19 protein-coding genes are annotated in these 24898 nt (G+C 75.1%); 9 read left to right on the top strand and 10 right to left on the bottom strand.

Annotated features, from left to right (window positions below; all coding sequences use genetic code 11):
* Nucleotides 1–72 precede the first annotated feature (72 nt).
* The gene (locus ACI793_RS08795) at nucleotides 73–1467 is read left to right on the top strand and encodes an amidase (RefSeq protein WP_456605995.1); all 1395 of its coding nucleotides are present in this window, start codon (nucleotides 73–75) and stop codon (nucleotides 1465–1467) included.
* Nucleotides 1468–1518: 51 nt separating this feature from the next.
* Here the strand turns inward: ACI793_RS08795 and ACI793_RS08790 are convergent, their stop codons facing one another.
* The 3 genes from ACI793_RS08790 to ACI793_RS08780 all read right to left on the bottom strand — a co-directional run bounded on the left by ACI793_RS08790 (nucleotide 1519) and on the right by ACI793_RS08780 (nucleotide 4603).
* Nucleotides 1519–3555 (bottom strand): primary-amine oxidase, encoded by a 2037-nt coding sequence (locus tag ACI793_RS08790; RefSeq protein ID WP_456605994.1) that lies wholly within the window; start codon nucleotides 3553–3555, stop codon nucleotides 1519–1521.
* Between the two features lie 156 nt (nucleotides 3556–3711).
* Nucleotides 3712–4110, bottom strand: a complete 399-nt coding sequence (locus tag ACI793_RS08785; RefSeq protein ID WP_456605993.1) for a hypothetical protein — start codon at nucleotides 4108–4110, stop codon at nucleotides 3712–3714.
* A 58-nt stretch (nucleotides 4111–4168) separates the two neighbouring features.
* Nucleotides 4169–4603, bottom strand: a complete 435-nt coding sequence (locus ACI793_RS08780; protein ID WP_456605992.1) for a DUF1810 domain-containing protein — start codon at nucleotides 4601–4603, stop codon at nucleotides 4169–4171.
* Between the two features lie 151 nt (nucleotides 4604–4754).
* Here ACI793_RS08780 and ACI793_RS08775 point away from each other — a divergent pair, with 151 nt between their 5' ends.
* Nucleotides 4755–6554: an EAL domain-containing protein gene (locus ACI793_RS08775; protein WP_456605991.1), complete on the top strand. Its 1800-nt coding sequence runs from the start codon at nucleotides 4755–4757 to the stop codon at nucleotides 6552–6554.
* Between the two features lie 37 nt (nucleotides 6555–6591).
* The gene (locus ACI793_RS08770) at nucleotides 6592–7173 is read left to right on the top strand and encodes a TIGR03086 family metal-binding protein (RefSeq protein ID WP_456605990.1); all 582 of its coding nucleotides are present in this window, start codon (nucleotides 6592–6594) and stop codon (nucleotides 7171–7173) included.
* On the opposite strand, the gene ACI793_RS08765 is transcribed toward ACI793_RS08770, so the two are convergent.
* Nucleotides 7139–7897 carry a hypothetical protein gene (locus ACI793_RS08765; protein ID WP_456605989.1) on the bottom strand — a complete coding sequence of 253 codons (759 nt, stop codon included), beginning with the start codon at nucleotides 7895–7897 and terminating at the stop codon, nucleotides 7139–7141. The genes ACI793_RS08770 and ACI793_RS08765 overlap by 35 nt on opposite strands.
* 216 nt (nucleotides 7898–8113) lie before the next feature.
* On the opposite strand from ACI793_RS08765, the gene ACI793_RS08760 reads away from it, so the two are divergent.
* From ACI793_RS08760 to ACI793_RS08750, 3 genes are all read left to right on the top strand, one after another.
* Complete coding sequence (locus tag ACI793_RS08760; protein WP_456605988.1) at nucleotides 8114–9520, top strand: DUF4407 domain-containing protein; 1407 nt, start codon at nucleotides 8114–8116, stop codon at nucleotides 9518–9520.
* Nucleotides 9521–9664: 144 nt separating this feature from the next.
* Complete coding sequence (locus ACI793_RS08755; RefSeq protein ID WP_456605987.1) at nucleotides 9665–10102, top strand: hypothetical protein; 438 nt, start codon at nucleotides 9665–9667, stop codon at nucleotides 10100–10102.
* A 67-nt stretch (nucleotides 10103–10169) separates the two neighbouring features.
* Entirely contained in the window at nucleotides 10170–10700 is a 531-nt protein-coding gene (locus tag ACI793_RS08750; RefSeq protein WP_456605986.1) for an NUDIX hydrolase family protein, read from the top strand.
* 21 nt (nucleotides 10701–10721) lie between these two features.
* Here the strand turns inward: ACI793_RS08750 and ACI793_RS08745 are convergent, their stop codons facing one another.
* Entirely contained in the window at nucleotides 10722–11345 is a 624-nt protein-coding gene (locus tag ACI793_RS08745) for an antibiotic biosynthesis monooxygenase (RefSeq protein ID WP_456605985.1), read from the bottom strand.
* A gap of 203 nt (nucleotides 11346–11548) precedes the next feature.
* Between ACI793_RS08745 and ACI793_RS08740 the strand changes: the two genes are divergently transcribed.
* The gene (locus tag ACI793_RS08740) at nucleotides 11549–13291 is read left to right on the top strand and encodes a putative bifunctional diguanylate cyclase/phosphodiesterase (RefSeq protein WP_456605984.1); all 1743 of its coding nucleotides are present in this window, start codon (nucleotides 11549–11551) and stop codon (nucleotides 13289–13291) included.
* A gap of 32 nt (nucleotides 13292–13323) precedes the next feature.
* On the opposite strand, the gene ACI793_RS08735 is transcribed toward ACI793_RS08740, so the two are convergent.
* Complete coding sequence (locus tag ACI793_RS08735; protein ID WP_456605983.1) at nucleotides 13324–14325, bottom strand: alpha/beta-hydrolase family protein; 1002 nt, start codon at nucleotides 14323–14325, stop codon at nucleotides 13324–13326.
* Nucleotides 14322–15185, bottom strand: a complete 864-nt coding sequence (locus ACI793_RS08730; RefSeq protein ID WP_456605982.1) for an alpha/beta hydrolase — start codon at nucleotides 15183–15185, stop codon at nucleotides 14322–14324. Before ACI793_RS08730 ends, ACI793_RS08735 begins: the two co-directional genes overlap by 4 nt.
* Nucleotides 15186–15352: 167 nt before the next feature.
* Here ACI793_RS08730 and ACI793_RS08725 point away from each other — a divergent pair, with 167 nt between their 5' ends.
* Together ACI793_RS08725 and ACI793_RS08720 are read left to right on the top strand one after the other, a co-directional pair.
* On the top strand, nucleotides 15353–16618 hold the full coding sequence (locus ACI793_RS08725; RefSeq protein ID WP_456605981.1) for a sensor histidine kinase: 1266 nt from the start codon (nucleotides 15353–15355) through the stop codon (nucleotides 16616–16618).
* Complete coding sequence (locus ACI793_RS08720; protein WP_456605980.1) at nucleotides 16615–17298, top strand: response regulator; 684 nt, start codon at nucleotides 16615–16617, stop codon at nucleotides 17296–17298. The genes ACI793_RS08725 and ACI793_RS08720 overlap by 4 nt, the downstream gene beginning before the upstream one ends.
* Nucleotide 17299: 1 nt before the next feature.
* Here ACI793_RS08720 and ACI793_RS08715 read toward each other — a convergent pair whose 3' ends face one another.
* The 3 genes from ACI793_RS08715 to ACI793_RS08705 all read right to left on the bottom strand — a co-directional run bounded on the left by ACI793_RS08715 (nucleotide 17300) and on the right by ACI793_RS08705 (nucleotide 24739).
* Entirely contained in the window at nucleotides 17300–19051 is a 1752-nt protein-coding gene (locus ACI793_RS08715; RefSeq protein ID WP_456605979.1) for a putative bifunctional diguanylate cyclase/phosphodiesterase, read from the bottom strand.
* Between the two features lie 137 nt (nucleotides 19052–19188).
* On the bottom strand, nucleotides 19189–20022 hold the full coding sequence (locus ACI793_RS08710) for a hypothetical protein (RefSeq protein ID WP_456605978.1): 834 nt from the start codon (nucleotides 20020–20022) through the stop codon (nucleotides 19189–19191).
* Nucleotides 20023–20200: 178 nt separating this feature from the next.
* Complete coding sequence (locus ACI793_RS08705; protein ID WP_456605977.1) at nucleotides 20201–24739, bottom strand: HAD-IC family P-type ATPase; 4539 nt, start codon at nucleotides 24737–24739, stop codon at nucleotides 20201–20203.
* Between the last annotated feature and the right edge of the window lie 159 nt (nucleotides 24740–24898).

Genomic DNA, 24898 nt, shown 5'->3' with positions numbered 1-24898 from the left:
GCGGCCGGACCCGCCACCCCCGAACCGCCCCCGCCGTCCGAGGCGGGGGCCTCCTCCGAGGAGCCGCAGAGCATGGAACCGTTCGAGCTGTCGCTGTCCGCCGCCGCCACCGAGATCGCCGCCCGCCGGCTCTCCCCGGTGGAGCTCACCGACTCGGTGCTGGCCCGGATCGACGCCACCGAGGCGCAGCTGGGCGCCTTCGCCCACGTCACCCCCGAGCTGGCCCGCAAGTCCGCCGAGCACGCGGAGCAGGAGATCGCCTCCGGGCGGTACCTCGGCCCGCTGCACGGCATCCCGCTGGGCGTGAAGGACCTCTACGACACCGCCGGGGTGCCGACGACGTCGAGCTCGAAGGTGCGCGCCGGCAACGTCCCCGACACCGATTCGGCCTCGGTCGAGCAGCTGCTGGGGGCCGGCATGGTGCTGGTCGGCAAGACGCACACCCACGAGTTCGCCTACGGCGGCATCACCCCGACCACCCGCAACCCCTGGGACACCGGCCGGATCCCCGGCGGGTCCAGTGGCGGCTCGGGTGCGGCGGTGGCCGCGGGCGGCTGCATGGTCGGGATGGGCAGCGACACCGCGGGCTCCATCCGGATCCCGGCCACGCTGTGCGGCACGGTCGGGCTGAAGCCGACCTACGGGCGGGCGTCGCGGCGAGGTGTGGCGTCCCTGGCCTGGTCGCTGGACCACGTCGGGCCGCTGACCCGCAACGTGACCGACTGCGCGCACGTGCTGAACGCGATCGCCGGCTACGACCGGCGGGACCCGGCCAGCGTCGACGTCCCGGTCCCGGACTACACGGCCGGGCTCGACGACGGCATCGCCGGGCTGCGGATCGGGGTGCCCGGCGACTTCTTCTTCGAGCACGTGCACGAGGACGTCGAGCGGGCGGTCCGGGCGGCCATCGACGTGCTGGCCGGCCTGGGCGCCGACCTGCGCGAGGTGCGCACGCCCTACCCCGAGCAGGTGCTGCCGGTGGAGTGGGCGATCGTGTACGCCGAGGCCAGCGCGTACCACCAGCGCGACCTGCGGGCGCACCCCGAGCTGTACCTGGAGGACACCCGCATCTCCCTCGAGGTGGGGGAGCTGGTGCTGGCGACGGACTACATCAAGGCGCTGCGCATCCGCACGCTCATGCAGCAGGCGTGGGCGGAGGTGTTCGACGACGTCGACCTGATGGTCACCCCGGGGATGCCGTTCTCCGCCCCGGAGGTCGGCGCCACCGAGGTGACCTGGTCCGACGGCGCCACCGAGGCGATCTCCTCGGCGCTGATCCGGCTCACCTCGCCGGCCAACCTCACCGGCCAGCCGGTCCTGTCGGTCCCGGTCGGGTTCGACGCGGCGGGCCTGCCGCTGGGCATGCAGCTGACCGGCCGGCCCTTCGACGAGGCGACGGTGCTGCGGGCCGGCCGGGCCTACGAGCAGGTCTCCGACGCCGTCGGCCGGATCGCGCCGGTCGGCTGAGGCAGGCTCTCCGGCGCCGTCCCCGCGGGGACGGCGCCGGATCGCGTCGGCTCAGCCGGCGTGCGCCCCTGCCGGACTCCCGTGGTCGTGCCCGGCGCAGCCGCACGTCCCGGGGGCGCAGTGGCACCGGGCCGCGCTCGGCGGCAGGTCCAGCGCCGGGTTCCCGTCGAAGAAGCCGACCGGCTTGAGCATGAAGCCGATGTAGGCGCACGGCATGACCGGCCAGTCCTCGGGCCGGACCACGTGGTGGGCGCCGACGGTGTACCAGAGGACGACGTCGGTGTCCTCGAGCGGCGCGTCGTCGGCGATGTACTCGGGCAGACCCTGCGCATCGGGTGACTGGTACGGGTAGGCGCCGGCGGCGTAGAGCTCGGCGGGGTCGTACCGCGTCACCCACAGGTTGTGCTGCACGAAACGGGCCCGGTCGTAGATGGTCGAGCCCTCCTGCAGCATCGAGGGGACGACGTCGCGCGGCATGAGCTTGTAGCCGACGGGGCTGCCCAGCTCGTTGACCTTCGCCGGGTTGACCACCTTCCAGTACCGGGCGGTGGAGAACTCCCAGTCGCGGGCGCCCTCGGCCTCGGAGCGCACCAGCGTCTCGCGGGTGATCCACGCATTGCGGTGCGGGTTGCGCGCCGGGTCGGGCTCGGGCACGGAGTCGACCTCGTAGACCGAGTTCCCCGGCCCGTCCACGCACATGTCCATGCGGACGTTGAAGTGGTGCTGGTGGTGGGGGCCGTAGAGCCCGGGCGCGACCAGGTTGCCGTGGCGCGGCTGCTCGCCCTCGGCGATCGCGCCGGTGGTGAGCACCCCGGTCAGCTTCACCTCGTACTCGATGCTGCCGTCGGTGTAGAGGTACCAGAAGAAGCCGTACTCGTAGTTGCCCACGGTGGCGATGAAGGAGATGACCAGCCGCCGCGAGCGGCGCACCTCGGCGATGCCGGTGCGGAAGTCGGTGTGCTTCCAGGCGATGCCGTAGTCCTCCTCGTGCATGCAGACGGCGTTGGGGATGGTGACGGCGTTGCCCTGCGAGTCGTTCACGACGCCGTCGAAGTAGAAGATCTCGCCGAGGCAGTCGCAGCCGAGGGTCAGCGGGTTGGCCGACAGCCCCATGCCGATCTCGCCCATGTCGAAGACGTTCTTGTTCCAGTGGGTGGGGGCGACGTCGCCGTAGGGCACGACCATCTCCGACAGCGCCGCGCGATACATCACCGGCCGCTGCACGCCCCGGTCGAGGTAGCCGAGCTGGTGGAGGACGAGGCCCTCGCGCGGGTTGAAGCCCACCCGCAGCGACCACTTCTGCCAGGTCACCGAGTGGCCGTCGACGGTGAAGCTGGGGCCCTCGGGCTGGGTGATCTCGATCGGCTTCACGTCGTCGCGGAAGCGGGTGAACGCCGGGCGGTTGTCCTCGGCGAAGAGGAAGCGCTCCTCGTAGTTCCCGGCGTACCGCGGCAGTGGGACGACCCCGTGGTCCTCGACGTCGACGACCACCATGGCGTCGAGGTCGAAGGTGACGATGACGCCCTCGACGGGGCGCGCGTAGCCGTGCTCGCCGGGGGCGGCGCGCACGAAGGTGAGCGGGCGGCACAGCAGCGGGGCGTCGTCGTGGTGGTCCTGCGGGCCGTAGTAACCGGTGGGCCAGGGGTCGACCATGACGAGGTCGAAGTCGGTGATGCCCCGCGCGCGCATCGCCTGCTGCCAGCGCGGGTCCTGGATCACGACCCGCTCCACCCCGGCCAGCTGGTCCATGACGAAGGACGGGAAGCGGCCGGGGACGTCGGTCCAGGAGTCCAGCGCGCCGGCGTCGAGGTCGACGACGGCCTCGGACACGAGCTTCTGCGCGCGGTCGTAGGCCACGACGAACGCCGAGCGCGGTGGCGCGGCGGCCGGGTCGAAGACCAGGTCCGCCGGCTTGGCGGGCTCGGCCAGCGAGATCATCACGAACCGCAGCGTCGGGGTGCCGTAGGCGCTGGTGCGGACGATCGCCGCGGCCCGCTCGATCTCGGTCGCGCTGAGCGGGTCCAGCGGGTGCCGGGCCGGGGGAGGGGAGGGTGCGGTCAGCTCGGGCAGTGCGGTGTCGGCGGCCATGCGGACGGGGCTCCTGACGCTGGGAGAGAGGGTGGGTCGACGGCGGATTCCGCCGTGCCCAGCACTCTGCGTCTGCAGTGTTTCCCCTGTCCGGGCGGTTGTCTTCCGGCGACGTGAACGCCGCGCCCCTCGTGTGAACGCGGGATGACCCCGGGCTCAGCGTCGGCGCAGGGCCGCAGCGGCGAGCGCCGCGGTGGCGAGCTGGGCGCCGACCAGGCCGGCGCCCAGCCACAGGAGGCCGCCGGCGGAGTGCGCTCCGTGCGATCCGGTCTGGGGCGCCAGCATCTGCAGGTGCAGGACCAGCATCCCGCCGTCGACGGTCGCGGTGAGCGCCCACGCGGTGCCGGACGGGTCGCGCCACAGGTGCCAGGCGCAGGGCAGGCAGACCAGCGCCATCCCCAGCATGGCCAGCGACCCGAGATCGGCGGCGTCGACGAGCATCGCGTGGACCGCGGCGGAGCCGACGGCCAGGACGGCGGCCAGCCGGCCGAGCGCGCGCACTGCCGGAGGGACGTCGAGGACGCCCGCACGGTCCGGCGCCGGGAACGTGGTCATGGCGCCCGACCCTGGCGGCAGCCGGTTTCGGCGGCGTCTCGGCGGCGGGACGTTCCGGCTACGAGCCGGGGACGGGGAGCCGGCTGGTCGTCGCCTCGTCGTCGCGGCCGGCGAAGTACCGGTCGAGGACGGCGTGGAACAGCGGCTGGCCGGGGTCGGCGTGCGCGAACAGCGTCATGGACGAGCGCAGCTTCTGCGCGTCGACCGGGCCGAGGACGGCGACGGCGTCGGTGCTGTCCAGGTCGGCCAGCGCCCGTGTGCACTCGACCAGCCGGGGGCCGAGCACCGGGTGCGCCAGGTAGGCGCGCGCCTCGTCGAGCCCGCTGATCGCGAAGTGCTGGGCGGTGGCGCTGCGGCCGAGCCCGGCGATCTGCGGGAAGACGAACCACATCCAGTGGCTGCGCTTGGCGCCGGCGCGCAGCTCGGCGAGCGCGGTGCCGTAGCTGTCGCGCTGGGCGTCGACGAAGCGCTGCAGATCGAAGGGGTCGCTCACGCGTCGCCACGCTGCCCGGCGCCGGCCGGAGCGGCAACACGGTGACCCTCGTCACGGCGTACGCGCAGGTCAGCGGCGCGGACCACCCTCCCGGGTGAGGGCCGGCGGGGGGATGCTCGGGCTCGGCTCCCCGGGAACCGACGGACATCCCGTGATCACTGATCTGACCGGGGTCCACGACCGGCTCGGCGTGCTGCACCCGACCGTCGGCGAGCCGGGGGAGACGCCCACCCTCGACGCCCTCGCGCACAGCGCCCCCGTGCTGCCCGGCACCAGCACCTGCGAGGACCTGGACCGGGCCTTCGGCCGGGCGCGCGACGCGGGCTGTGCCGTGATCGTCCATCCCGAGGTGGACACCCTCGTGGGCCTGGTCGAGCGCAGCCGCTTCGAGGCGATGATGAGCGGGCCGTACGGGTACGGCCGCTCTCTCTACGGTCGCCGCCGGCTGGCCGACATCGCCCAGTGGGACGCGCTCACCCTCCCGCCGTCGACCACCGTCGTGGAGGCGTCCAGCCGGGCCATCACCCGCGATCCCGATCACGTGCAGGACCACGTCCTCGTCCAGGGGGCGGACGGGGTGCGGGTCATCCCCATGCCGGTCCTCCTCTCCGCCCTCGCGCGGGCCCTGGCCGGCCAGGCGCTCCTCGACCCGCTGACCGGGCTGGCCAACCGGCACGCGTTCTTCGGCCGCGTCGGGGAGTCGTGTCGGCGCAGCGCGACGCAGCCGGACCACCGCACGGCGGTCGTCTACTTCGACCTCGACGGCTTCAAGCTGGTGAACGACGAACTCGGGCACGACCGCGGCGACGCGCTCCTGCGGGAGGTGAGCGCCGTGCTGACCGGGGCGGCCCGCCCCGGCGACCTGGTCGCGCGGCTCGGTGGCGACGAGTTCGCCGTGTGCCTGGACATCGACGCCGACCCCGCCGTCGGCCGCGACCCGGGTGCCGACGTCGCCCGGTCGGTCGCCGCACGGATGCACGACGCCGTGGCCGCCATCGGCCGGTCCGACGGCGTGCTGCAGCGGGTGCGGATCAGCGCCGGCGTCGCGATCTGCGGCGACGGGTGCATCGACCCCGGTGAGTTGGTGCGCGCCGCCGACCTCGCCATGTACACGGCCAAGCGCGAGGGGGGCGACCACGTGACCGGCCCGGTCGTGGTGACGACCTCCGCCGACGCCGACCCGATGATGGGCACCTCCGTGGCCGACGCCCTCGCGCGCGGGGAGTTCCGGCTGCTCTTCCAGCCGATCGTCCAGCTCGCCGACGGCCGGCTGGGCAGCGTCGAGGCCCTGGTCCGCTGGCAGCACCCCCGGCTGGGGTTCCTTGCGCCGGACGCCTTCCTGGCCGCCGCGGCCCGCGCCGGGCAGCTGACCGAGCTCGACGACTGGGTGCTCCGCACCTCCGCCCAGCAGTTCGCCGCCTGGCGTCGGGCCGGCGGGGAGGAGACCGCGCGGGTGGCGCTCAACGTCAACGTGAGCACCGACCGCCTGCTCACCCCCGGGCTGCTCGACGTCCTGGCGGCCGCGGTCGCCGCGGCCGGCCTGGAGCCCGAGTGCGTGCGGGTGGAGGTGCCCGAGCACCTGCTCGTCGACCAGCTCGCGGCCGCGGTCGAGCCGCTGGCCGCGCTGCGCGAGGCCGGGTTCAAGGTCACCTTCGACGACGTCGGTGCCGGCGGGACGTCGTTGCGCCACCTGCGGGACGTGCGCGCCGACGGGCTGAAGATCGACCGCTCCTACGTGCAGGGCATCACCGTCGACGACCGGGACCGCGCCGTGGTGCGGCTGCTCGTGGACTTCGCCGAGAGCGCCGGTCTGGTGGTCACCGCCGAGGGCGTGGAGACCGAGGAGCAGCGGGCGGCCCTGCTCGCCATGGGCTGCCGCTACGCGCAGGGCTGGCTGTTCGCCCGCCCGGCGCCCCTGGAGGGACTGGGCACGCTCTTCCCGGCGCGCTGAACCGATGACTCCGGGCGGTCCCGGCGGTCGGTAGGGCATGGAGACGACGACGTTCGACCTCGCGCCCGCCGCCGACGCGGTCCGGCGGGTCGTGGCCGGGGTGCGGGACACCCAGCTGTGCGACCCGACGCCGTGCGAGGCCACCTCGGTGGCCGGGCTGCTCGACCACCTGGGAGGGCTGACCCTGGCCTTCCGGATGGCCGCGGAGAAGACGGTGCCCGAGGGCGGACCGCAGGCTGATGCCGCGAACCTGGCCGCGGACTGGCGCACCCGGCTGCCCGCGCAGCTGGACGAGCTGGTCGGCGCCTGGCGGGAGCCGGACGCGTGGGAGGGCACGGCGGAGGCCGGGGGAGTGGAGATGCCGGCGCCGCTCCTGGCGGTCGTCGTCCTCGACGAGCTCGTGGTGCACGGGTGGGACCTCGCCGTGGCCACGGGGCAGGGCTTCGCGCCGGACGAGGACTCGGTCGGCCGCTGCCTGGAGTTCGCCGAGTCGTTCGGCGACGACCCGCAGGCGCGGGCCGGGCTCTACGGTCCCGTCGTCCCGGTGCCGGCCGATGCGCCGCTGCTCGACCGGCTGCTCGGCGCTACCGGGCGCGACCCGGCGTGGCGGGCGCGCTGACCTCCGAGCCGGCCTGCACCGCGTGCGCGAGGCGCAGCGTGGTGGACAGCCACAGCAGGACGTCGTGCAGCCGCAGGCGGGTGAGCTCCACGCCGCCGGCGCGGACGGCGGCCTCGAGCGCGGCGAAGGCGTCGGCGGCGTCCCGCAGCTCGCGGTGGACCACCGCCTCCACGCCGCTGTCGCCCTCGCGGACGTGCGGCAGCAGCGACCGGCGCGTGCTGTCGTGCAGCACCGGGACCAGCTCCGGATGCCGGTGGTGCAGGGCTGCCGCGACGTGCGGCCGGCTCACGCCGAGCCGGTCGCACAGCTCGCCGACCGACCGCAGCAGCGCCCCGACGGTGCCGGGCTCGGCGAGGACGGAGAACTCCTCCTCGGGCAGCTCCCAGAACGCCCGCCCCGCGGCCCGGGCGACGACGTCGTCGGCCAGCGCCTGCACGGCGGGCAGGGCGGCGGCCATCGCCGTCCAGTCCTCGCGGCCGAGGCGGCCGTGCAGCCCCTCGGCGGTCAGGATGTCGGCCTCGCCGAGCGGGGCGTCCGGCACCGGCCGGCGGTCGAACCGCTCGTAGCCGAACGCCGGCACCTGCGCCCAGCGGCCGGTGCGCGCGTTGGGTGCGCGGTAGTGCAGCGGCCGCCGCGCGGACGCGTAACCGAGGACGGCGGCCAGCGCGACGTCGCCCGGGATCGGCGCCGGGCCGGCGCTGGGCAGGTGCAGCGGTGCGGTCACGGGGCCCCTCTCCGGTCGCGGTCAGCATCCTGCCTCGCGGTGGCGGGCCCGGCGAGACCGGCGATCGGCCACCTGGGGGTCGGCCGCGCACGGGGCGGGTGGGACGTGGCTCACGCTCCGGACGTGCCCGGACGGTCCGCTCGGGCGCCGGGTCCGCCGATAGCTTCCGGGGTGGCGGAGCTCCTCGATCCCGTCACCCGAGGGGGGAAGAGCGCGATGGCGCGACGACGTGGACGCTTCGGCGACGGGCTGGCGGTGCTGTCCGGCGCCCGGCCGGACGTGCTGGAAGCGGTTCCGGGTGCCCGGGCGAAGTTCGTCGCCCTGGGCGGCGTGCTGCTCTCCACCGGCGGGCTGGCGGTGCTCTCCGCCGCGTTCGCGGTGCACATGGCCCTGGGCGTGTGGTGGCCCCTCGCGCTGCTCGTCGGTGTCGGCTGGGGCTTCGTCATCGTCAACCTCGACCGGATGCTGCTGGTCGGCATGGCGCACGACGCCTCGCTCAAGCGCAACCTGCTCATGGCCGTGCCCCGCGTCGGGCTGGCGCTGGTGCTCGGCATCGTGATCTCCACGCCGCTGACGCTGCAGATCTTCCACAAGGAGATCGACACCCAGATCGTCTCGCTCCAGGCCGAGGCGGCCGACGCCTACAAGAAGAGCCTGGACGCCGACGCCCGCTTCGCCGGCCTGCCCGAGCTGCGCGAGAAGGTCGCCACCGAGCAGGCCGTCGTCGCCAGCGGGGGCAGCTCGGCCGCCGACCTGGCGCCGCTGCAGGGCGAGGTGGCCACCGCCCAGGCGGCGTACGACGCCGCGCTGAGCACGCAGCGGGAGCTGTCGGCGAAGGCGCAGTGCGAGCTCGACGGCACCTGCGGCACCGGGGACGCCGGCACGGGGGAGGCCTACGCCCAGGCTCGTGCGGCGGCCGACGCGCAGCGCGACGTCGTCGACGCGGCCAAGGCGGACCTGGACGCCGCCACGGCCGCCGTCTCGGCGGGTGCGTCGCGCAGCATGGCCCAGGCGACCGCGGACCTGGACACCGACACCGCGGAGCTGGCGCGGCTGACCGAGCAGCAGACGGCGCTGCAGCAGGCCTTCGACGCCACGAACGCCGACAACACCGGCATCCTCATCCGGCTGCAGGCGCTGTCCGCGCTCAGCGACTCCAACGCCACCATGGCGATCGCGCACTACATGCTGGCGCTGCTGTTCATCTGCATCGAGCTGCTGCCCGTGCTCATGAAGATGCTGCTGAACTTCGGGCCGCGCAGCACCTACGACCGGCTCACCGAGCTGCGTGACGACGGCGACCTCGAGGTGGAGCAGCTGCAGCAGTCGGCGCGGGTGGAGGTCGAGCAGGCGGTGCAGGAGCTGCTCGTCCTGGCGGAGAAGGAGCGGGTCGACCGGCAGAAGGACCAGGTACTCGCCCGCCGCAAGTCACGGCTGGCCGCTGCGGTGGCCCAGCGCGAGACCGGCGAGGTGCCGGCGCCGCGGACCGAGTCGTCGGCCGAGGAGCCGGGACGCCGCATGTGGGACACCGGCCCGATCATCGGGCTCGCCCGCGAGGCCGCGTCGCGCACCGTCCGGACGATGCGCCGCCGTCCCGACGTCCGCGAGGTCGAGACCGTCTGACGTACCGGACGCGGGGGATGTGCCCCCGGGGCGGCGGCCGCGGTGACCTGATCGTCACCGTGGCAACGCGGGCGTTCACCCGGAACGCGGGTGTCTCGTGACAAGGTGCTCCCTCCGACACCGACGACGTGAGGCCCGCACCCGATGAGCACCGACGACAGCCGGCCGACCGGCGCCGCTCCCACCGCGACCCAGCCGGCGCACGGAGACCCGGGCGCTCCGTACTTCGGCGGTGCCCAGACCGATCCCGGCTTCCAGCTCCCCACCGGCGAGCCCGAGGCGGAGCCCGGCTGGTTCGAGCGCAACGCCACCCTCGTCATCAGCGTCTCGGTGGCGGTCATCGCCGTCGTCGCGGCGCTGGTCACGCTGTTCTTCTACCGGGAGTCGGTGGACGAGCGGAACGCCGACACCGAGGAGGCGGTGAGCGCCTTCGTCGAGGAGAAGGGCGGCGAGGTGGAGAGCGTGCGGTGCGCCGACGGCTCGTGCACGGCCATCGTCGACGGCGCGGCGTACAGCGTGCTGGTGCACGAGGACGAGGACGGCGACCAGACGTTCGGCGTCTCCGCCTACGCCGGCAACTGACCCCTCGGAGCGACGCGCGGTGGCCCCGCGCGGGGTGCGACGGCGCGGCGTGGGCTAGACAGGGCACATGACCGAGGTGACGAACTCCGACGCGGGCTGGCTCTCTCGTGAGGACATGGACCTCGCCCGCGAGCGGCTGCCGATCCTCTACGTCGACGTCGTGCCGGTGCGGGTGGACGGCCAGGGCACGGTGATGGCCGTCGGCCTGCTGCTGCGGGCCGGTGAGGACGGGCAGATCAAGCGGGCCCTGGTCTCGGGGCGCGTGCTGTACCACGAGCGGGTGCGGGCGGCCCTGCTCCGGCACGTGGAGAAGGACCTCGGCCCGCTGGCGCTGCCGCGGGTGCCGCCGGCGCCGCAGCCGTTCACCGTGGCCGAGTACTTCCCGACCCCGGGGGTCACGCCGTTCCACGACCCGCGTCAGCACGCGGTCTCGCTGGCCTACGTCGTGCCCGTGGAGGGGGACTGCGCGCCGCAGCAGGACGCGCTGGAGCTGACCTGGGTCACGCCCGACGAGGCGCGGGACCCGGGCGTGCTCGCCGAGATGGCCAACGGGCAGAGCACGCTGCTGCTGCAGGCGCTCGGGCACCTCGGCGTCTGAGCGCGCCCGGGTGGCGGGTCGTCAGACCAGCTCGGGCACGCGCAGGTGGTGCAGGACGACGTCGTAGCTCTGGACGTCGACCAGTTCCATCCGCATCTGCCGGGTGAACTCCTCGCGCATCCGCCGCATGTCGTCCCCGGACGCCTCCATGGCGGAGCGGTCGTCGTAGACCGTGGTGAGCGACCCGAGGCCGGAGTGCCGGTCGATCATCATGCTGAGGCTGCAGAAGCCGGGGACGTCGTCCATGCGCGGGACGATCGTGGTGCGGAAGGCATCGATCATCTGCTCGGCCCGGTCGGGATCGGTGCGGCTCCAGGTGACGCGGGCGCAGGCGTCGTCGCCGGCGGAGTGCAGCCGGTGCAGGACGGCGATCTCCCACTCCTGCACCTGGGGCGAGGTGGAGCCGAACTGCATCGCGGTGTCGTCCCGCAGCATGGCGACCCGGTCGCGGGTCCTGGCCATGGCCTCCTCGGTCTCCCAGGCGGTCGTGACGATGCACCGGCCGGAGTCGCGGTCGCAGAGCATCGACAGGCCCGTGCAGCCGTCCATGTCGAGGACGGCGGGCATCACGGTGTCGCGGACCTCGGCGATGCCGTCGTCCATGCGCTCGCGGTCGGCGGTGAGCGTGGTGGAACGGGCGTACATGGCCCCCCTTCCGGGACAGAGCGGCGCCCCTGCGGCGTCGCCGCACCTCCATGCTCGTCCGCAGCCCCCGGCTGTCCACGGCCCTAGGTCCCCGGTGACCCTCGGGGAGGCCCCCGATCGGGGGAGGTGGGGGCCGCACCGACCGAGCGGCCGCTTCAGTTCCGATGGCGCCCATCCGATAGGACGGCATGCGGATCAGCGGGATGGCGCCTGACGTCGCCACGCCCCGGGTGGTCGCGCGCACCGCCGGTCTGCTGACCACGATGGGCGGCCTCGCCGCGATGTCGCTGGTCCTGGGCTCGCCGGGCGGGCTGAGCGCGATGCACCCGTTCGTCATCGGCGTCGCGCCCTCGACGACCCTGCTCGGCCTGGCCGTCATGCGCTGGGGCCACCGGGTGCCCAAGGTCTTCTACCAGGTACTGCTGGTCATCGGCGCGGTCGGCATCGGCGTCTTCGCGTACTCCTCGCCCACGGTGGAGGGCGCCGTCGCGGTGCTCGCGCTCATGGCGTTCGCGTCGATGGACGCCTTCCTGTTCTTCCCGCTGCTGTGGGCGATGGGCTTCCTCGGCGAGCTGCTGGTGATCGGCGCGGTCGTCGTCGTGATGCGGGGCGACGTGGCCGCCGGTCCCGCCGTCGTCCTCGGCGTGCTGGTGCTCGGCTCGGCCGGCGCCATCGGGGTGCTGGCGCAGCGCGCGGCCAGCGCCGACCGGGACTCGCTCACGGGGCTGGTCAACCGGCGCGGGTTCGACGAGGCGCTGGACGACGCGGTGCGGACGGCGCTGCGGACGGGAGAGCCGCTGTCGGTCGCGCTGTTCGACCTGGACTACTTCAAGGCGGTCAACGACTCGAAGGGCCACGCGGCCGGCGACGAGATGCTGCGCGCGGTGGCCGAGGCCTGGGTGCCGCTGCTGCCGCGCGGTGCCGTGCTGGCGCGGCACGGTGGCGACGAGTTCTCGCTGCTGCTGCCCGACTGCGGGGGCGACGCGGCGCTGGTGTGCGCCGAGGAGCTGCGGTCGGCGCTGCCGGGCATCGGGACGTCGGTGGGTGTCGCCGAGTTCGAGCTGAGTGACTCGCCGGCCGACCTGATGCGCCGGGCCGACGCCGCGCTGTACCGGGTGAAGTCGCTGGGCCGTGGCCGCAGCGAGCTGGACGCCGGAGGGCAGAGCCCGATGGCGCGCGACCTGGCTGCGGAGCTCGCGGCCGGACCCACCGGTGGGCTGTCGGTGCACCTGCAGCCGATCGTGACGCCGGCCGACGGCGAGATCGCGGGGGTGGAGGCGCTGGTGCGCTGGACGCATCCCGAGCGCGGCAACGTGCCGCCCGACCAGTTCGTGCCGGTGGCCGAGCAGGAGGGCCTGATCGGGGCGCTCGGCGCCTTCGTGTGGACGGCGGCCTGCCGGGACGCGCGGGTGCTGTCCAAGGCGCTGGGGCGCGACCTCTTCCTCACCGTCAACGTGTCGGGGCTCGAGTTGGACGACCCCGGCTTCCCCGACCGCGTGCTGGCGACGCTGCAGGCGACCGGCTGGCCGGCCGAGCGGACCGTGGTGGAGGTGACCGAGAGCCTCGTGGAGGCGGAGTCGACCCGCTCGGTGCGGGCGCTGTCGGTGCTGCGCGAGCACGGGCTGCAGGTGGCGATCGACGACTTCGGTACCGGCTACTCGGCGCTGGCGCGGCTGGACACCCTGCCGACCGACTACCTGAAGCTGGACAACTCGTTCGTCGCCTCGATCACGACGTCGAACCGGCGGGCGCGGCTGCTGCGCAGCGTCATGGCGCTGGCCGACGCGCTGGACCTGGTGATGATCGCCGAGGGTGTGGAGACGCCGGCGCAGGCGCGGACGCTGACAGAGCTGGGTTGCCCGCTGGCGCAGGGATACCTGTACGGCCGCCCGCGCCCGGTGGCCGAGCTGATCGCCGAGCTCGCCCCCGGGAGCGTTCCGGTCTGACCGCACGCGGCCCCGCACCCGACGGTGCGAGGTCAGCGCTCCACCAGCCGGGCCCAGTCGTCGGCGAGGCTGGCGCCGTAGCGGTGCCCGGCGCCTGCCGGATGGTCGAGGGAGGTGACGAGACCACCGGTCATCTGCCAGAACGTCACCACGGGCAGCCAGGGCAGGCCGCTCCGTGGCGTCACCATCAGCCCGGGTCGCCAGTGGACGACGGGGTCGTCGTCGTTGCGGACGTCGGTGCACCCGGCGACCGGCGCCGCGCCGGCCGATCCGGGGCGCCCGGCCAGCAGGCAGCCGTCGGTGCCGCCGATCTCGGTCACCGCCGCGGCCGCCGCCGTCGCCCCCAGGCTCTCGCCGAAGATCAGCAGCTGTGGCCGCTCGGCGGTCGGCAGCGCCGCCAGCTGGGCCCGCACGGCCGCCAGGAGGGTCGACGCCGAGCGCGCCGCCCGGTCGGTGCCGCGCAGGTACTCCAGCCAGCTCGGCTGCTCCGCGTACTGCACGGTCACCGTCGCCACGTCTCCACCGGTCAGCGCCTCCAACGCGGCGATCCCGTCCTCGTCGACCCAGCCCGAGCCGGTCGGCACGGCGACCAGCACCGTCGAGCGGGTCAGCCCACCGGTGTGGACCAGCTCCTCGACGGCGCGCCGGGCCCGTGCCTCGTCGGTGGCGGCGTCCGCCAGACCGATCTGCACCCGGACCGGCATCCCTGCGGGCAGGTCCGGTCCCGAGCCGGCGACCGGCTGCCACCCGGATGCCGTGACCGGGTCCTGCACCGGCGTCCCCCCGCACCCGGCCAGCACGAGCACCGCCGTCATGCCCACGGCCAGGCCGGCCGGCCCGGCCTCCCCCCGCACCACCTTCCGCACCCCGCCGACGACGGCGGTGACCGCGCGGGCCGCGCACCACCACGTGACGGCGGTCAGCACTCCGGCGAGCAGCCGCAGCCACAGCGGGGGCTCGACCAGCCACGGGGTGACCATGCAGACGACGGCGGCCGACACGGCCACGACCGCCGCGCCCGGGTGCCGCCTCACGCCGCTGCTCCGCGGGGGGCGCCGGTGACCACGCCGGCGATCGCGGCAAGCATCGTCGAGCCGGGGCGAAAGTAGTCGTCGTGCGCCCGGACCCCGCTGGCCGGCAGTGACCGCGCGCCGAAGGAGGGCGCCGCCGGGTCGGCGCCGTGCCCGACGTCCCCGATCGACACGTGCGGCACGAACCGGATCCAGTCGTTCGCACCCCGCGCCGCGAACACCCGCGCAGAGGTGTCCAGGTCGGCGACGTCGTCCGCCCGGGCGCCGGGGCTGCCCAGCAGCACGAGGTCGTCGGCAGCCAACTCCGACGCGGCCAGTGTGACGACGACGGCGCCGTAGCTGTGCCCGATCACCGTGAGGTGCGGCGCGGCGCCCGGGCGGTGGCGGAGCCCTGCGACGGCATCGGCGAGGGCCGGCGCGGCCGCTCGCGCGAGATGGCCGGTCGCCGCGCCGGCGCCCGCCCCCGGCGGTGTCTCGTAGCCGACCCACAGGACGACCGCGGTGCGCGGCCCTGCAGCCGTGGCCAGGGAGCGCGCCCATGTCCACGGCCGGCGCAGCGGATGGGTGGGGTCGTGCAGGGTGGCCAGGTCGATGTCGGCGCCGGGCACCAGGACCGCGACGGAGTCGGCCGTGGCCGGGTCGCCGATCGCCACCACCGCACGCCCGCGCCCGGCCGGGTCGCAGCCGAGCACGTGCACCGCGTCGTCCTCACCGACGGTGAGGCGCGCGGACAGCTCGGTGGCGCAGCGGACGTCGAGCCCGACCGCGGAAGCCGGTGCGGAGGCCCGGGACTGGGCGATCAGCGAAAGGCTTCCGACCAGCGACAACAGGCCGACGAGGAGGGCGAACAGCGGGATGCGCATGCTGTCCCATCGAAGCCGCGCGACTGAGCGCCGTCGTCACGCTCCGGAACCGTCTTCGCGCACTACCGCGGTCGGTCCCGGGCGTGGAGTGCTACTCCGGTAGGGGGCGGAGATGCCCTCTGCGAGTGACGCGCGGCGCCGTGCGGCCTGGCTACGCTCGCTGCGCGATGAGCCCGATTCCCCTGCGCCGCATGTCCCGGCGCGCCGCCTCCGGCGCGTGGTCGGCGGTGCTCGCGGCCGTCCGGCCCCAGCCGGCGGCGTGGTCCGCGCCGTGGTCGCAGATCTCGCAGGCCCGAGTGGTCGTTCCGGTGCTGTTCGGCCTGTACGGGCTGGTCGTGGCGATCGCTACCGCGACCGCGGTGCTCAACGAGCGCGGGGGGCTGCTCGGCGGGCTGGCCTTCCTCTACCTGTTGCCGGCGGTCCTCGGACTCGCCGTCGCGCCGCGTCGTCCGCTCGACGGCTGGCTGGCCGTCACCTGCTGGCTCGTCGTCCTACGGTGGCTGATCCCGACGTCGCCCGAGCGGCTGCCGGTGATGGAGGTCTGGAACTGGCTCTTCTGGCTGCCGGTCCTCCTGCTCGCTGCGTGGGCCGCGCGCGGTCGGGCGCTCCTCGGGGTCGCCCTGATCTCGCTGGGAGCACTGATCCTGTGCGGGATCGTCGACCCCGGGGCGGTCGAGCCCGGGTCGTGGCCGACGGCGCTGGTGGGCCTCGCCGTGCCTCTGGTGCTCGGTGCGGCGCTGGGGGCCCGGCAGCGGGCCCGGGCGGCGCTGCTCGGGGAGCAGGAGCGCGCCGAGGAGGCGCTGGCACGGCAGGGCGCGCTGGCGGAGCGGGCGCGCATCGCCCGGGAGATGCACGACGTCGTCGCGCACCACATGTCGTTGATCGCGGTCCGGGCGGAGACCGCGCCCTACCGGCTCGGGGACGTGCCGCCGTCGGTGCGGACCGAGTTCGCGGAGGTGGCGACGTCGGCCCGGCAGTCGTTGGCGGAGATGCAGAACCTGCTGGGTGTGCTCCGTTCCGACGACGGCGCCGAGCGCACCCCCCAGCCGGGGCTGGGGGACATCGAGGACCTGCTGCGCGCGGCGTCGGCTGCCGGCGCCGAGATCCGGTGGGAGCTGGACCTGCCGGAGGCGCCCGCGGCGCTGGGCCTGTCGGCCTTCCGGATCCTGCAGCAGGGCCTGGCGAACGCCGCCCAGCACGCACCGGGCGCCCCCGTCCGGGTGCAGGTCGGAGGGGAGGGCGACACCCTGCGGATCGAGGTGGTCAACGGCCCCGGGACGGTGACGCCGGCCGCCTCGGGCGGCGGATCCGGTCTGCCCGGCATGCGCGAGCGCGCGGCCGTGCACGGCGGCACCGTCGAGGCAGGGCCCCTGGCCGACGGCGGCTTCCGCCTCCTCGCCGAGCTGCCGCTGACCGTGGGGAGCGACCGGTGATCGGCGTGCTCGTCGTCGACGACCAGTCGATGGTGCGGGAGGGGTTCGCCGCGCTGCTGACCGCGCAGCCGGACATCGAGGTGCTCGGCACGGCCGGCGACGGACGGGCCGGCGTGGAGATGGCCGCGGCGCTGACGGCCGAGGGGCGCGGGCCCGACGTCGTGCTGATGGACGTGCGCATGCCGCGGCTGGACGGCATCGAGGCGACCCGCGCCCTCCTCGGGGGTGCGCTGGACCCGGCACCGCGGGTGCTGATGCTGACCACGTTCGACCTCGACGACCACGTCTTCGCGGCCCTGCGCGCAGGTGCCAGCGGCTTCCTGCTCAAGCACGCGCCGGCTGCGGAGCTGCTGCACGCCGTGCGGGTGGTGGCGGCGGGGGAGTCGCTGCTGGCGCCGGAGGTGACCCGGCGGCTGATCGCGCACTACCTGGCGACGGGACCCGCGCCGGTCGACGACCGGCGGCCGGCGCCGCTGGAGGCGCTCACGCCTCGGGAGACCGAGGTGCTGACGCTGGTGGGCCGGGGCCTGTCGAACCGGGAGATCGCCGACGCGCTGTTCGTCGTCGAGCAGACGGCGAAGACGCACGTCAGTCGCGTCTTCGCCAAGCTCGGCCTGCGCGACCGGGCCCAGGCCGTGGTGCTCGCCTACGAGACCGGCCTGGTGCGCCCGGGCGGGTGACTCAGGCGGGGAGGGCGGTGCGGTCGGCGTGGTCCAGCTGCGCGACGACGTCGGCCAGCGGTGCGGGCCGGCCGTAGAGCCAGCCCTGGCCGAAGCTGCAGCCGATCGCGCGCAGCTGGGCGTCCTGCTCCGCCGTCTCGACGCCCTCGGCGACGACGTCCAGGCCCAGTGCGTGGGCCATGCCGACGATGCTGCGCAACATCGTCGCCCGGCGCGGTGAGGTGGTGATCGTCCCGATGAAGGACGCGTCGAGCTTGAGGATGCCGACGGGCAGGGTGTCCAGCCGGCTCAGCGAGGAGTAGCCGGTGCCGAAGTCGTCGATGGCGACGCCGAAGCCCATGGCCCGCAGCTCGTGCAGTGCGGCCACCGCCGTGGAGGACTCGGCCTCCACGAGGCTCTCGGTCACCTCGAGCACGGTCTCGGCCGCCGACCAGCCGGTCTCGGTGAGCACCGCGCGGATGCGCCGCGGGTAGCTGGGGTCGGAGAGCTCCCGGCCGGACACGTTGACGCCCAGGCGGAGCCGCCGTCCGGTGGTGGCGTGCAGCGCGGCCAGCTGCATGCAGGCGGACCGGAATACCTGCTCGCCCAGGCGGGTCATCAGCCCGTGCTGCTCGGCGACGGCGACGAACTCCGCGGGCGGCACCGGACCGCGCTCGGGGTGCGTCCAGCGGGCCAGCGCCTCCACGCCGACGACCGTGTCAGCGCCCATGTCGACGATCGGCTGGAAGTGCACCGTCACCGCGCCGGAGTCCAGCGCGGCGGCGAGGTCGGTGACCAGGTCGGAGGCCGGGCCGTCGTCGAGCCGGCACCCGCCCCGGCCGGCGGCCTTGACGGTGTAGAGCGCCAGGTCCGCGCGGCGCATCAGCTGGGCGGCGCTGTCGTCCGCCCGGTGCTCGGCCACCCCGCAGGACATGCCGATCTCCGGGTGCGATGCGCGGATGCGGCACACGAGCTCCAGCGCCGCCGGTCCGGACAGGCCGGGGAGCAGCAGGGCGAACTCGTCACCGCCGTGCCGGGCCAGCACCGCCGTCGTCGGCAGCACCGTCCGCCACACCTCGGCCACCCGCCGCAGCACGCGGTCCCCGGCGTCGTGGCCGTCGGTGTCGTTGATGGCCTTGAAGTGATCGAGGTCGAGCAGGGCCGCGGAGAGCGGTTCGCCGGTGCGGGCCGACGTCGCCATCAGCTCGCCCAGTGCCGCGTCGAAGCCGCGGCGGTTGGCCAGGCCGGTGAGCGGGTCGCGGCTGGCGCTGGAGGCGCGCGCGACCAGCCCGCGGGTCACCGTGCTCAGTCCGGTGACCGCCGCGACGAGCGCGAGCGCGGTCAGCACCGCGACGTCGTCGCGGAGCATCAGGGCCGTCGTCACCGCTCCGGTGCCCACGACCAGGTGGACGACCATGAGCGCGAGGCTGAGGAAGAAACAGGCGTTGATCGCGACCAGGCTGACCAGGGAACCGATCATCACCGCCGTCGCGGCATCCGGGCTGAGGACGACGGCGGTGACGATGACGGCCGAGGCGGCGAAGACCGCGACGTGGAATACCTGCCGGGGCCAGCGCGTCCCCCACCGCACGGTGACGGCCGCGGCGACGAGCACGCTGGTGGCCAGGACGCTCAGCGCTTCCCGGGCGTACCCCTGGGACTCGGCGCCGAGCGTGGCGAGCAGGCCCGCGGTGCCTCCGAGCAGGAACAGCACCGCCAGGGTCTGGGTCATGAGCCGCGGTGTCGCCACCTCGGGCACGCCGGACCACGTCATGGGAACGACATCGACCGGATTGTGCGCAATGTTGATGCCGTGTCCCCCGTCCGGGGTGGCCGGGAACGGTTCAGCCGCATCGCGTCCGCCCCGGCCACGCCGTGCGGGTCCCGCGCCGTCCGCAGGGCCCGCGGCGGTCAGCTGCGGGGGAGTGCGGGCCGGGTCTTGGCCCAGGCGAGGAAGGCGACCGCCTGGTGCAGGTCCGGGATGTCGTTGCCGACCAGCGAGCGCAGCAGGTCGTTGCTCCAGATCGCGAGGCGCCCGATCGTCCAGGCGACCTTCTCGGCCGCCGGCAGGTCGAGGTCGAAGACCAGCTTGACGATCTCCTTCTTGCCGTCGGTCGGGGCCGTGTAGCGGAGCACGGGGAGGAACCGGTCGGGCTCCGCGACGCACAGCACCTTGGTGAGCAGCGGCTCCTTGTTGAACGAGGGCAGCCCGATCTTCTTGCCGTCGACGAGCTGGGTGAGCCGGTCCTCCAGGCGCAGGCTGGCCGGCCCGTGCAGCAGGAAGTCGATCGACTCGCGGACCTTGTGCGCCGCGGCGTCGGCGCCCTGGGTCTTCCACGCGCGGTTGACACCGGACATGTTGCCGGCGCTGGCGAGGGTGTCGGAGGTGGCGAAGTGCAGCAGCTGCTCCGGAGTCGCGTCGGCGAGCCCGTCCTTCGTGAAGAGCTCCTGGTAGCGCTTGCGGAAGGCGGCGACCTCGGGGTCGGGCTCGGGCCGCTCGAGCTGGAACTCCGCCGTGAGCAGCGCGACCCGCTCGCGGACGTCGGGGCGGACGTCCGCGGCGGTCGGGAAGGCGGCGTGCAGGGAGTCGATCGTCTGCACCGCCGGGCGGCCCGGATCGCGGCGGGCCTCGCCGCGCAGCCACTCGTGGCCGCAGTCGGCGCAGTGGATGAGCAGCTGGCTGTCGGCCTGCTTGGTGCCGGTGATGTCCTCGCTGGAGCAGTTGGGACAGACGATCAGAGCCATGAGTTCCCGTTCGTTCGGTTGGTGCGTGTACGAGCACCCGCGGGCCCTCAGCGCTCCCTGTGGGAGCGCGTCGGCCGGCCGGCTGGCGGATCGGTGTCGTGCCGCCGGCGGTCGGCTGGGGTCAACGATCCCACGTCGGCCTCGCTGCGGAGCTGTTCCGGAGACGAATCTCCGCCGATCAGGCGGCGGGTGCCGCCGACGGCCACCGGGCGATCAGGCCCGGGACCACCTCGGCGCCGGCGGCCCCGGCGACGGCGCAGGCCAGGACGACCGCCCAGGAGACCGGGTCCAGGGGCGTGCAGCCGAAGAACCAGCTGAGGCCCGGCGTCTGCACGATGCCGAGCAGGACGGCGAACGAGCCGGCGACGGTGGCCAGCACCAGCGGGCTGTGCCGGCCGGACCACGCCGTCTGCACCAGCTGGGTCGAGATCAGCGCGGCCAGGCCCATGGTGCTCGCGCGGCCCCGGAACAGCGGTCCGGTGACGCGGCCGGCGACCCAGGCGGCGGTCGCGCCGCTCGCCGTGGCGGCGCCGCGGACGCCGACCATGCGTCGGACCTCGCGGGTGAAGCCGGAGTGCGGGCCGGCGAGCAGGACGGCCGCGAGCGGGTGCCCGGCGAGCGGGCCGTCGTCGTGACCATTGCCGTTGGCCGACCGCGGTGCGGCGACCGCGACGGCGAGTGCGGGGAACATGTCGGTGAGCAGGTTGACCAGGAGCAGTTGCCGGGTGCCCACCGGCGCCCGTCCGCCGACGGCGGTACCGAGCACGGTGAATGCGACCTCGCCGGCGTTGCCACCGACCAGGATCGACACCGCATCGCGGACGCGGGACCACATGGCCCGCCCCTCGGCGATCGCGTCGACCAGCCGGGTGAGGTCGGAGTCGGTGAGCACGAGGTCGGCGGCGGTGCGCGCGGCCGGTGACTCGGCGCCTTCGACGCCGACGCCGACGTCGGCCAGGCGGATCGCCGCGGCGTCGTTCACGCCGTCGCCGGTCATCGCCAGGGTCGCTCCGGCCCGGCGCAGCGCACCGACCAGCAGCACCTTCTGCTCCGGGCTGAGGCGGGCGAAGACGGCGTGGTCGGCGACGAGGCGGGCGCGCTCGCTCTCCGAGGCCCGGGCCAGCTGCTTGCCGGTGATCACCCGGTCGGCGTCGGGGACGCCGGCCTGCGCCGCGATGGCGCCGGCGGTCTCCGGGTGGTCGCCGGTGGCGACGACCACCCGGACGCCGGCGGCGCGCAGCTGCTCGACGGCGCGCACCGACGACTCCCGCAGGGTGTCGGCCAGTCCGACCAGGCCGCGCAGCGTCAGCTCGGTGGCGGCCTCGTCGAGGTCGTCGGGGACGCCGTCGACCGCGCGGTCGGCGACAGCGAGCACCCGGAGCCCGTCGGCGGCCAGCTGCTGGATGTGCTCGCGCAGGTCCGGGGCGTCGGTGCAGCGGCGCCGCACGGTCTCGGGGGCACCCTTGATGACGAGCCGGCCGTTCCGCACGCCGGCGGAGAACCCGCGCCCCGCGGCGAAGGGCAGGCTCGCGTCGGGCGGACCGTCGTGGGCGTCGCCGGCGGCATCGAGGACGGCGCGGTCGGTCTCGTGCGCCTCGCCGTCGTCGTCGCCCATGCCGGCGGCGGTGAGCCGGAGCAGGTCGTCCTCGGTGCCGTCGTCGAGTGGCACCAGGCGGGCGACCCGCAGCCGGTTCTCGGTGAGCGTGCCGGTCTTGTCGAAGCAGACGGTGTCGACCCGGCCGAGCGCCTCGAGCACCCGCGCGCTGCGCACCACCGCGCCCCGCCCCGAGAGCCGTCGGGCGGCCGCCTGCTGGGCGACGGTGGCGACCAGCGGCAGGCCCTCGGGCACCGCGGCGACGGCGATCGCCACCCCGGCGGCGACCGCCTCGCGCAGCGGCCGGCCCCACAGCACGCCCAGCAGCGTGACCGCGCCACCGCCGGCCAGGGTGAGCGGGAGGACAGCGCTGGTCAGCTCGGCCAGCCGCGACTGCACGCCGGCCGGGGGAGCGGCGCCCCCGGCGGCGCGGGTGGCACGCCCGGCCTGGGTGGCCTGCCCGACGGCGACGACGACGGCGCGCCCGGTGCCGGCGACCACCGTGGTGCCGTCGAACAGCATGCAGGTGCGGTCGGCGACCACGGCTCCCGGCGTCGCGTCGACCGACTTGCCTACCGACAGGGACTCGCCGGTGAGGCCGGACTCGTCGACCTCCAGGTCCTCGGCCTCGAGCAGTCGGGCGTCGGCGGCGACGAGGTCGCCGGCCCCGACGTGGACGACGTCGCCCACGCGCAGTTCCGTCGCCGGGATCTCCTCCGTCCGTTCCCCGTCCTGGACCTCTCGCCGGGCCGTGCGGTCCTGTTCCAGCAGCAGTTCCTCCAGGGCGGTCTCCGCCCGGAGCCGCTGCAGCCCGCTGACGAGGGCGTTGACCACGGTGACGCCGCCGACCAGCACCGCGTCGGTGAACTCGCCGAGGACCGCGGTCGCCGCGGCTCCGGTGGCCAGGATCGGCGTGAGCGGATCGGCGAGCTCGGCGGCGACGGTGCGGGTGAAGCGGGCCGGGGTGCTCACTGCCTTCGGCTTCCGGCGCTCCTCCGGCTCGGCCGGGACGTCGGCCAGCCGGCGCAGCACCTCGTCGGGGTCCAGTGCGTGCCAGGGCGTGTGCACGGTGGGTGCCGGTACGGGGCGGCGGGCGACCCGGACTGCGGTTCCGGCGCCCACTGCCATCGTGCTGACGGTGGCCCACTTGCCCGGGGTGGTAGCCCGGCGCTGGCCCACGCGCGGGCTGCCGACGGCGGCGAGTAGCCCGCCGAGGACGTTGCCGGTCACGGCGGTGCGCACCGCCTGCGAGCTGATCCGCTTGGCGTCGGCGGTCGCGGCGACGATGCGGCAGGCGTCGGCCAGGCCGGGTGCGGTGACCAGGTCGGCGCCCCAGGCAGGGGAGCGGCCCTCCAGCACCGGGGCGACGGCGACGTCGGCGGCCAGCAGTGCGGGCCCGTCGGTGGCCGAGACCAACAGTACGCCGGCGCCGTCGGACTGCAGCCGCCGGACCGTGTCGACCAGGGCCTCGTCCGCGGGTGGGACCTCCTCGGACGCGCCGGCCAGCTCACCGGTGCTCACGTGCGGGGTGAGGACCAGCCGGCAGCCGGCCTCGACGGTGGCGGTCAGCAGGGCCTCGGCGTGCGGGTCGAGCCCGGGGGCGACGACCACCGTGCCCATCCGCCGGCGGCCCTGGAGCAGCGAGCGGACCTCGCCGCCCGGGGAGTCGGCCGAGGTACGCGGCGGGCCGAGCCGGAGCTTGCCGCCGTCCTCCGTGCCGCCGTCGTCGGTGCGGTGGCCGTCGTCGGTGCGGTCGCCGTCGCCGCCGCTGCCTCCGAGCAGGCGGGTGGCGGCGGTCCAGACCGCGGCGTCGTCCCACCCGTCGGCCTGGCCGGTGGCCTCCACGACCCCCGGCGGGCCGGTGGCCAGCGCGCCGGCGTCGACGACGACGGTGTCGATGCGGTCGAGCCGGCGGTAGGCCGAGCCGTCCATCGGCAGCACGCCGCGCCGAGCGAGCAGCAGGTCGAGCCAGGCGGCGAAGGACTCCCGGCCCTGGACGGCGGCCCTGTGGTTGAGCGCCTTGAACAGGTCGGCGGAGCGGCCGGGGCTGCGGGTGAGCGGCAGCAGGGCCAGCGCCGCGGCGAACTCGGTGGGGCCGAGCCGGTCGAGGTAGGTCTCGACGGGACCGTTCGGGAGCGGCTGCGGCCGCGGGCCGGGTGGCGGCTCGGGCTCGTCGGCGTCGTCCGGTTCGGGCAGGCAGAGCTCGCGTTCCCGGCGGCGCCACACCTGGCGGCGGGCGCGCACCTCCAGCGCCCGCTGGATCGCGGCGGCGGCGTTGAGCGCCGGCACGGTCGGGCTCTGGGTGAGGGAGTACAGCAGCGCGCTGGTGGCCTCGAAGGCCAGGTCGGTGCCCACCGGGCCGACACGGCTGCCGAGGGCGCGCTTCAGCCACTGCTGGCTGTCCAGCACCGCCATGACGAGCGTGGCGTGCCGGCTGAGGCCGGGGACGGGCAGGTACTTGGCTGCCGTGGCCACGCCGAGCGCGGCGGTGTCGATGGCGGCGGAGACGGTGGCGGCCAGCAGCGGCTCGAGATCGGCCGGGTGGTCGGGGCGCTGGGGGAAGACGTGGGTGCCGCCGCGGGCCTGCTCGACCTCGGTGACGACGCCGATGACGTCGTCGACGCCGACCCGGCGGGTGTCGACGGCGACCAGCACCCGGCCGAGGACGTCGTTGACCGTCGCCCACTCGACGCCCTCGAGGCGCTCCAGGTGCCGGCGCAGGCTGCGGCGGGCCTCGGCCGGCTCCTCGTCGGCGGGGGCCTCCACCTCAATCTGGATGCGGTCGCGGTCGCCCCAGACCCGTCTCGTGTGGCGGGCCTCGGGCGGTTCGAGCATGCCCCGGGCGGTGCCGACCAGGTCGCGCAGGTGACCGCCGGGCAGGGGATCGGAGCCGGTGACGACCGTGCCGACCGCACGGGTGCCGTGGACGACGGCGCGGCGGGTGAGCTCGACCGAGCCGCTGATCCCGGCGCGGGCGACGTCGCGGGTGAGCCCGGCCGCTCCGCCCAGCAGCCCGGCGCCGACCGCCACCGGGACGGCCGTCAGCGCGGCGGTGGCGGTGGCCAGCCCGGCCGCCTCGCGCACGACAGTGCCGGCCGACGCGATCCGGCCGAGCAGAGCCATGGCACCCCCCGTGTGTGGCGACGGTCACCGCTCACGGTACGTCCGACGTCCGACATCTGCCGAAGCGTCAGCTGGGGACGAGCTCGCGTTCCTCGACGCACGTCACGGGGGTGCTGTGGGCGATGCCGGCGGCGACCACGAGGGCCGCGGCGAGGGGGG

The sequence above is a fragment of the Blastococcus sp. SYSU DS0617 genome (assembly GCF_054051075.1).
Note: the sequence above shows the minus strand (reverse complement) of the source record. Positions and strands in the feature narration are given on the sequence as shown.

What these genes read in the sequence shown, in the direction of transcription:
- ACI793_RS08790 (WP_456605994.1), bottom strand. Translation starts at nt 3,555, where the DNA reads ATGGCCGCCGACACCGCACTGCCCGAGCTGACCGCACCCTCCCCTCCC.
- ACI793_RS08755 (WP_456605987.1), top strand. Translation starts at nt 9,665, where the DNA reads ATGAGCACCGACGACAGCCGGCCGACCGGCGCCGCTCCCACCGCGACC.
- ACI793_RS08785 (WP_456605993.1), bottom strand. Translation starts at nt 4,110, where the DNA reads ATGACCACGTTCCCGGCGCCGGACCGTGCGGGCGTCCTCGACGTCCCT.
- ACI793_RS08725 (WP_456605981.1), top strand. Translation starts at nt 15,353, where the DNA reads ATGAGCCCGATTCCCCTGCGCCGCATGTCCCGGCGCGCCGCCTCCGGC.
- ACI793_RS08770 (WP_456605990.1), top strand. Translation starts at nt 6,592, where the DNA reads ATGGAGACGACGACGTTCGACCTCGCGCCCGCCGCCGACGCGGTCCGG.
- ACI793_RS08730 (WP_456605982.1), bottom strand. Translation starts at nt 15,185, where the DNA reads ATGCGCATCCCGCTGTTCGCCCTCCTCGTCGGCCTGTTGTCGCTGGTC.
- ACI793_RS08710 (WP_456605978.1), bottom strand. Translation starts at nt 20,022, where the DNA reads ATGGCTCTGATCGTCTGTCCCAACTGCTCCAGCGAGGACATCACCGGC.
- ACI793_RS08760 (WP_456605988.1), top strand. Translation starts at nt 8,114, where the DNA reads ATGGCGCGACGACGTGGACGCTTCGGCGACGGGCTGGCGGTGCTGTCC.
- ACI793_RS08715 (WP_456605979.1), bottom strand. Translation starts at nt 19,051, where the DNA reads ATGACGTGGTCCGGCGTGCCCGAGGTGGCGACACCGCGGCTCATGACC.
- ACI793_RS08745 (WP_456605985.1), bottom strand. Translation starts at nt 11,345, where the DNA reads ATGTACGCCCGTTCCACCACGCTCACCGCCGACCGCGAGCGCATGGAC.
- ACI793_RS08705 (WP_456605977.1), bottom strand. Translation starts at nt 24,739, where the DNA reads ATGGCTCTGCTCGGCCGGATCGCGTCGGCCGGCACTGTCGTGCGCGAG.
- ACI793_RS08740 (WP_456605984.1), top strand. Translation starts at nt 11,549, where the DNA reads ATGGCGCCTGACGTCGCCACGCCCCGGGTGGTCGCGCGCACCGCCGGT.
- ACI793_RS08795 (WP_456605995.1), top strand. Translation starts at nt 73, where the DNA reads ATGGAACCGTTCGAGCTGTCGCTGTCCGCCGCCGCCACCGAGATCGCC.
- ACI793_RS08750 (WP_456605986.1), top strand. Translation starts at nt 10,170, where the DNA reads ATGACCGAGGTGACGAACTCCGACGCGGGCTGGCTCTCTCGTGAGGAC.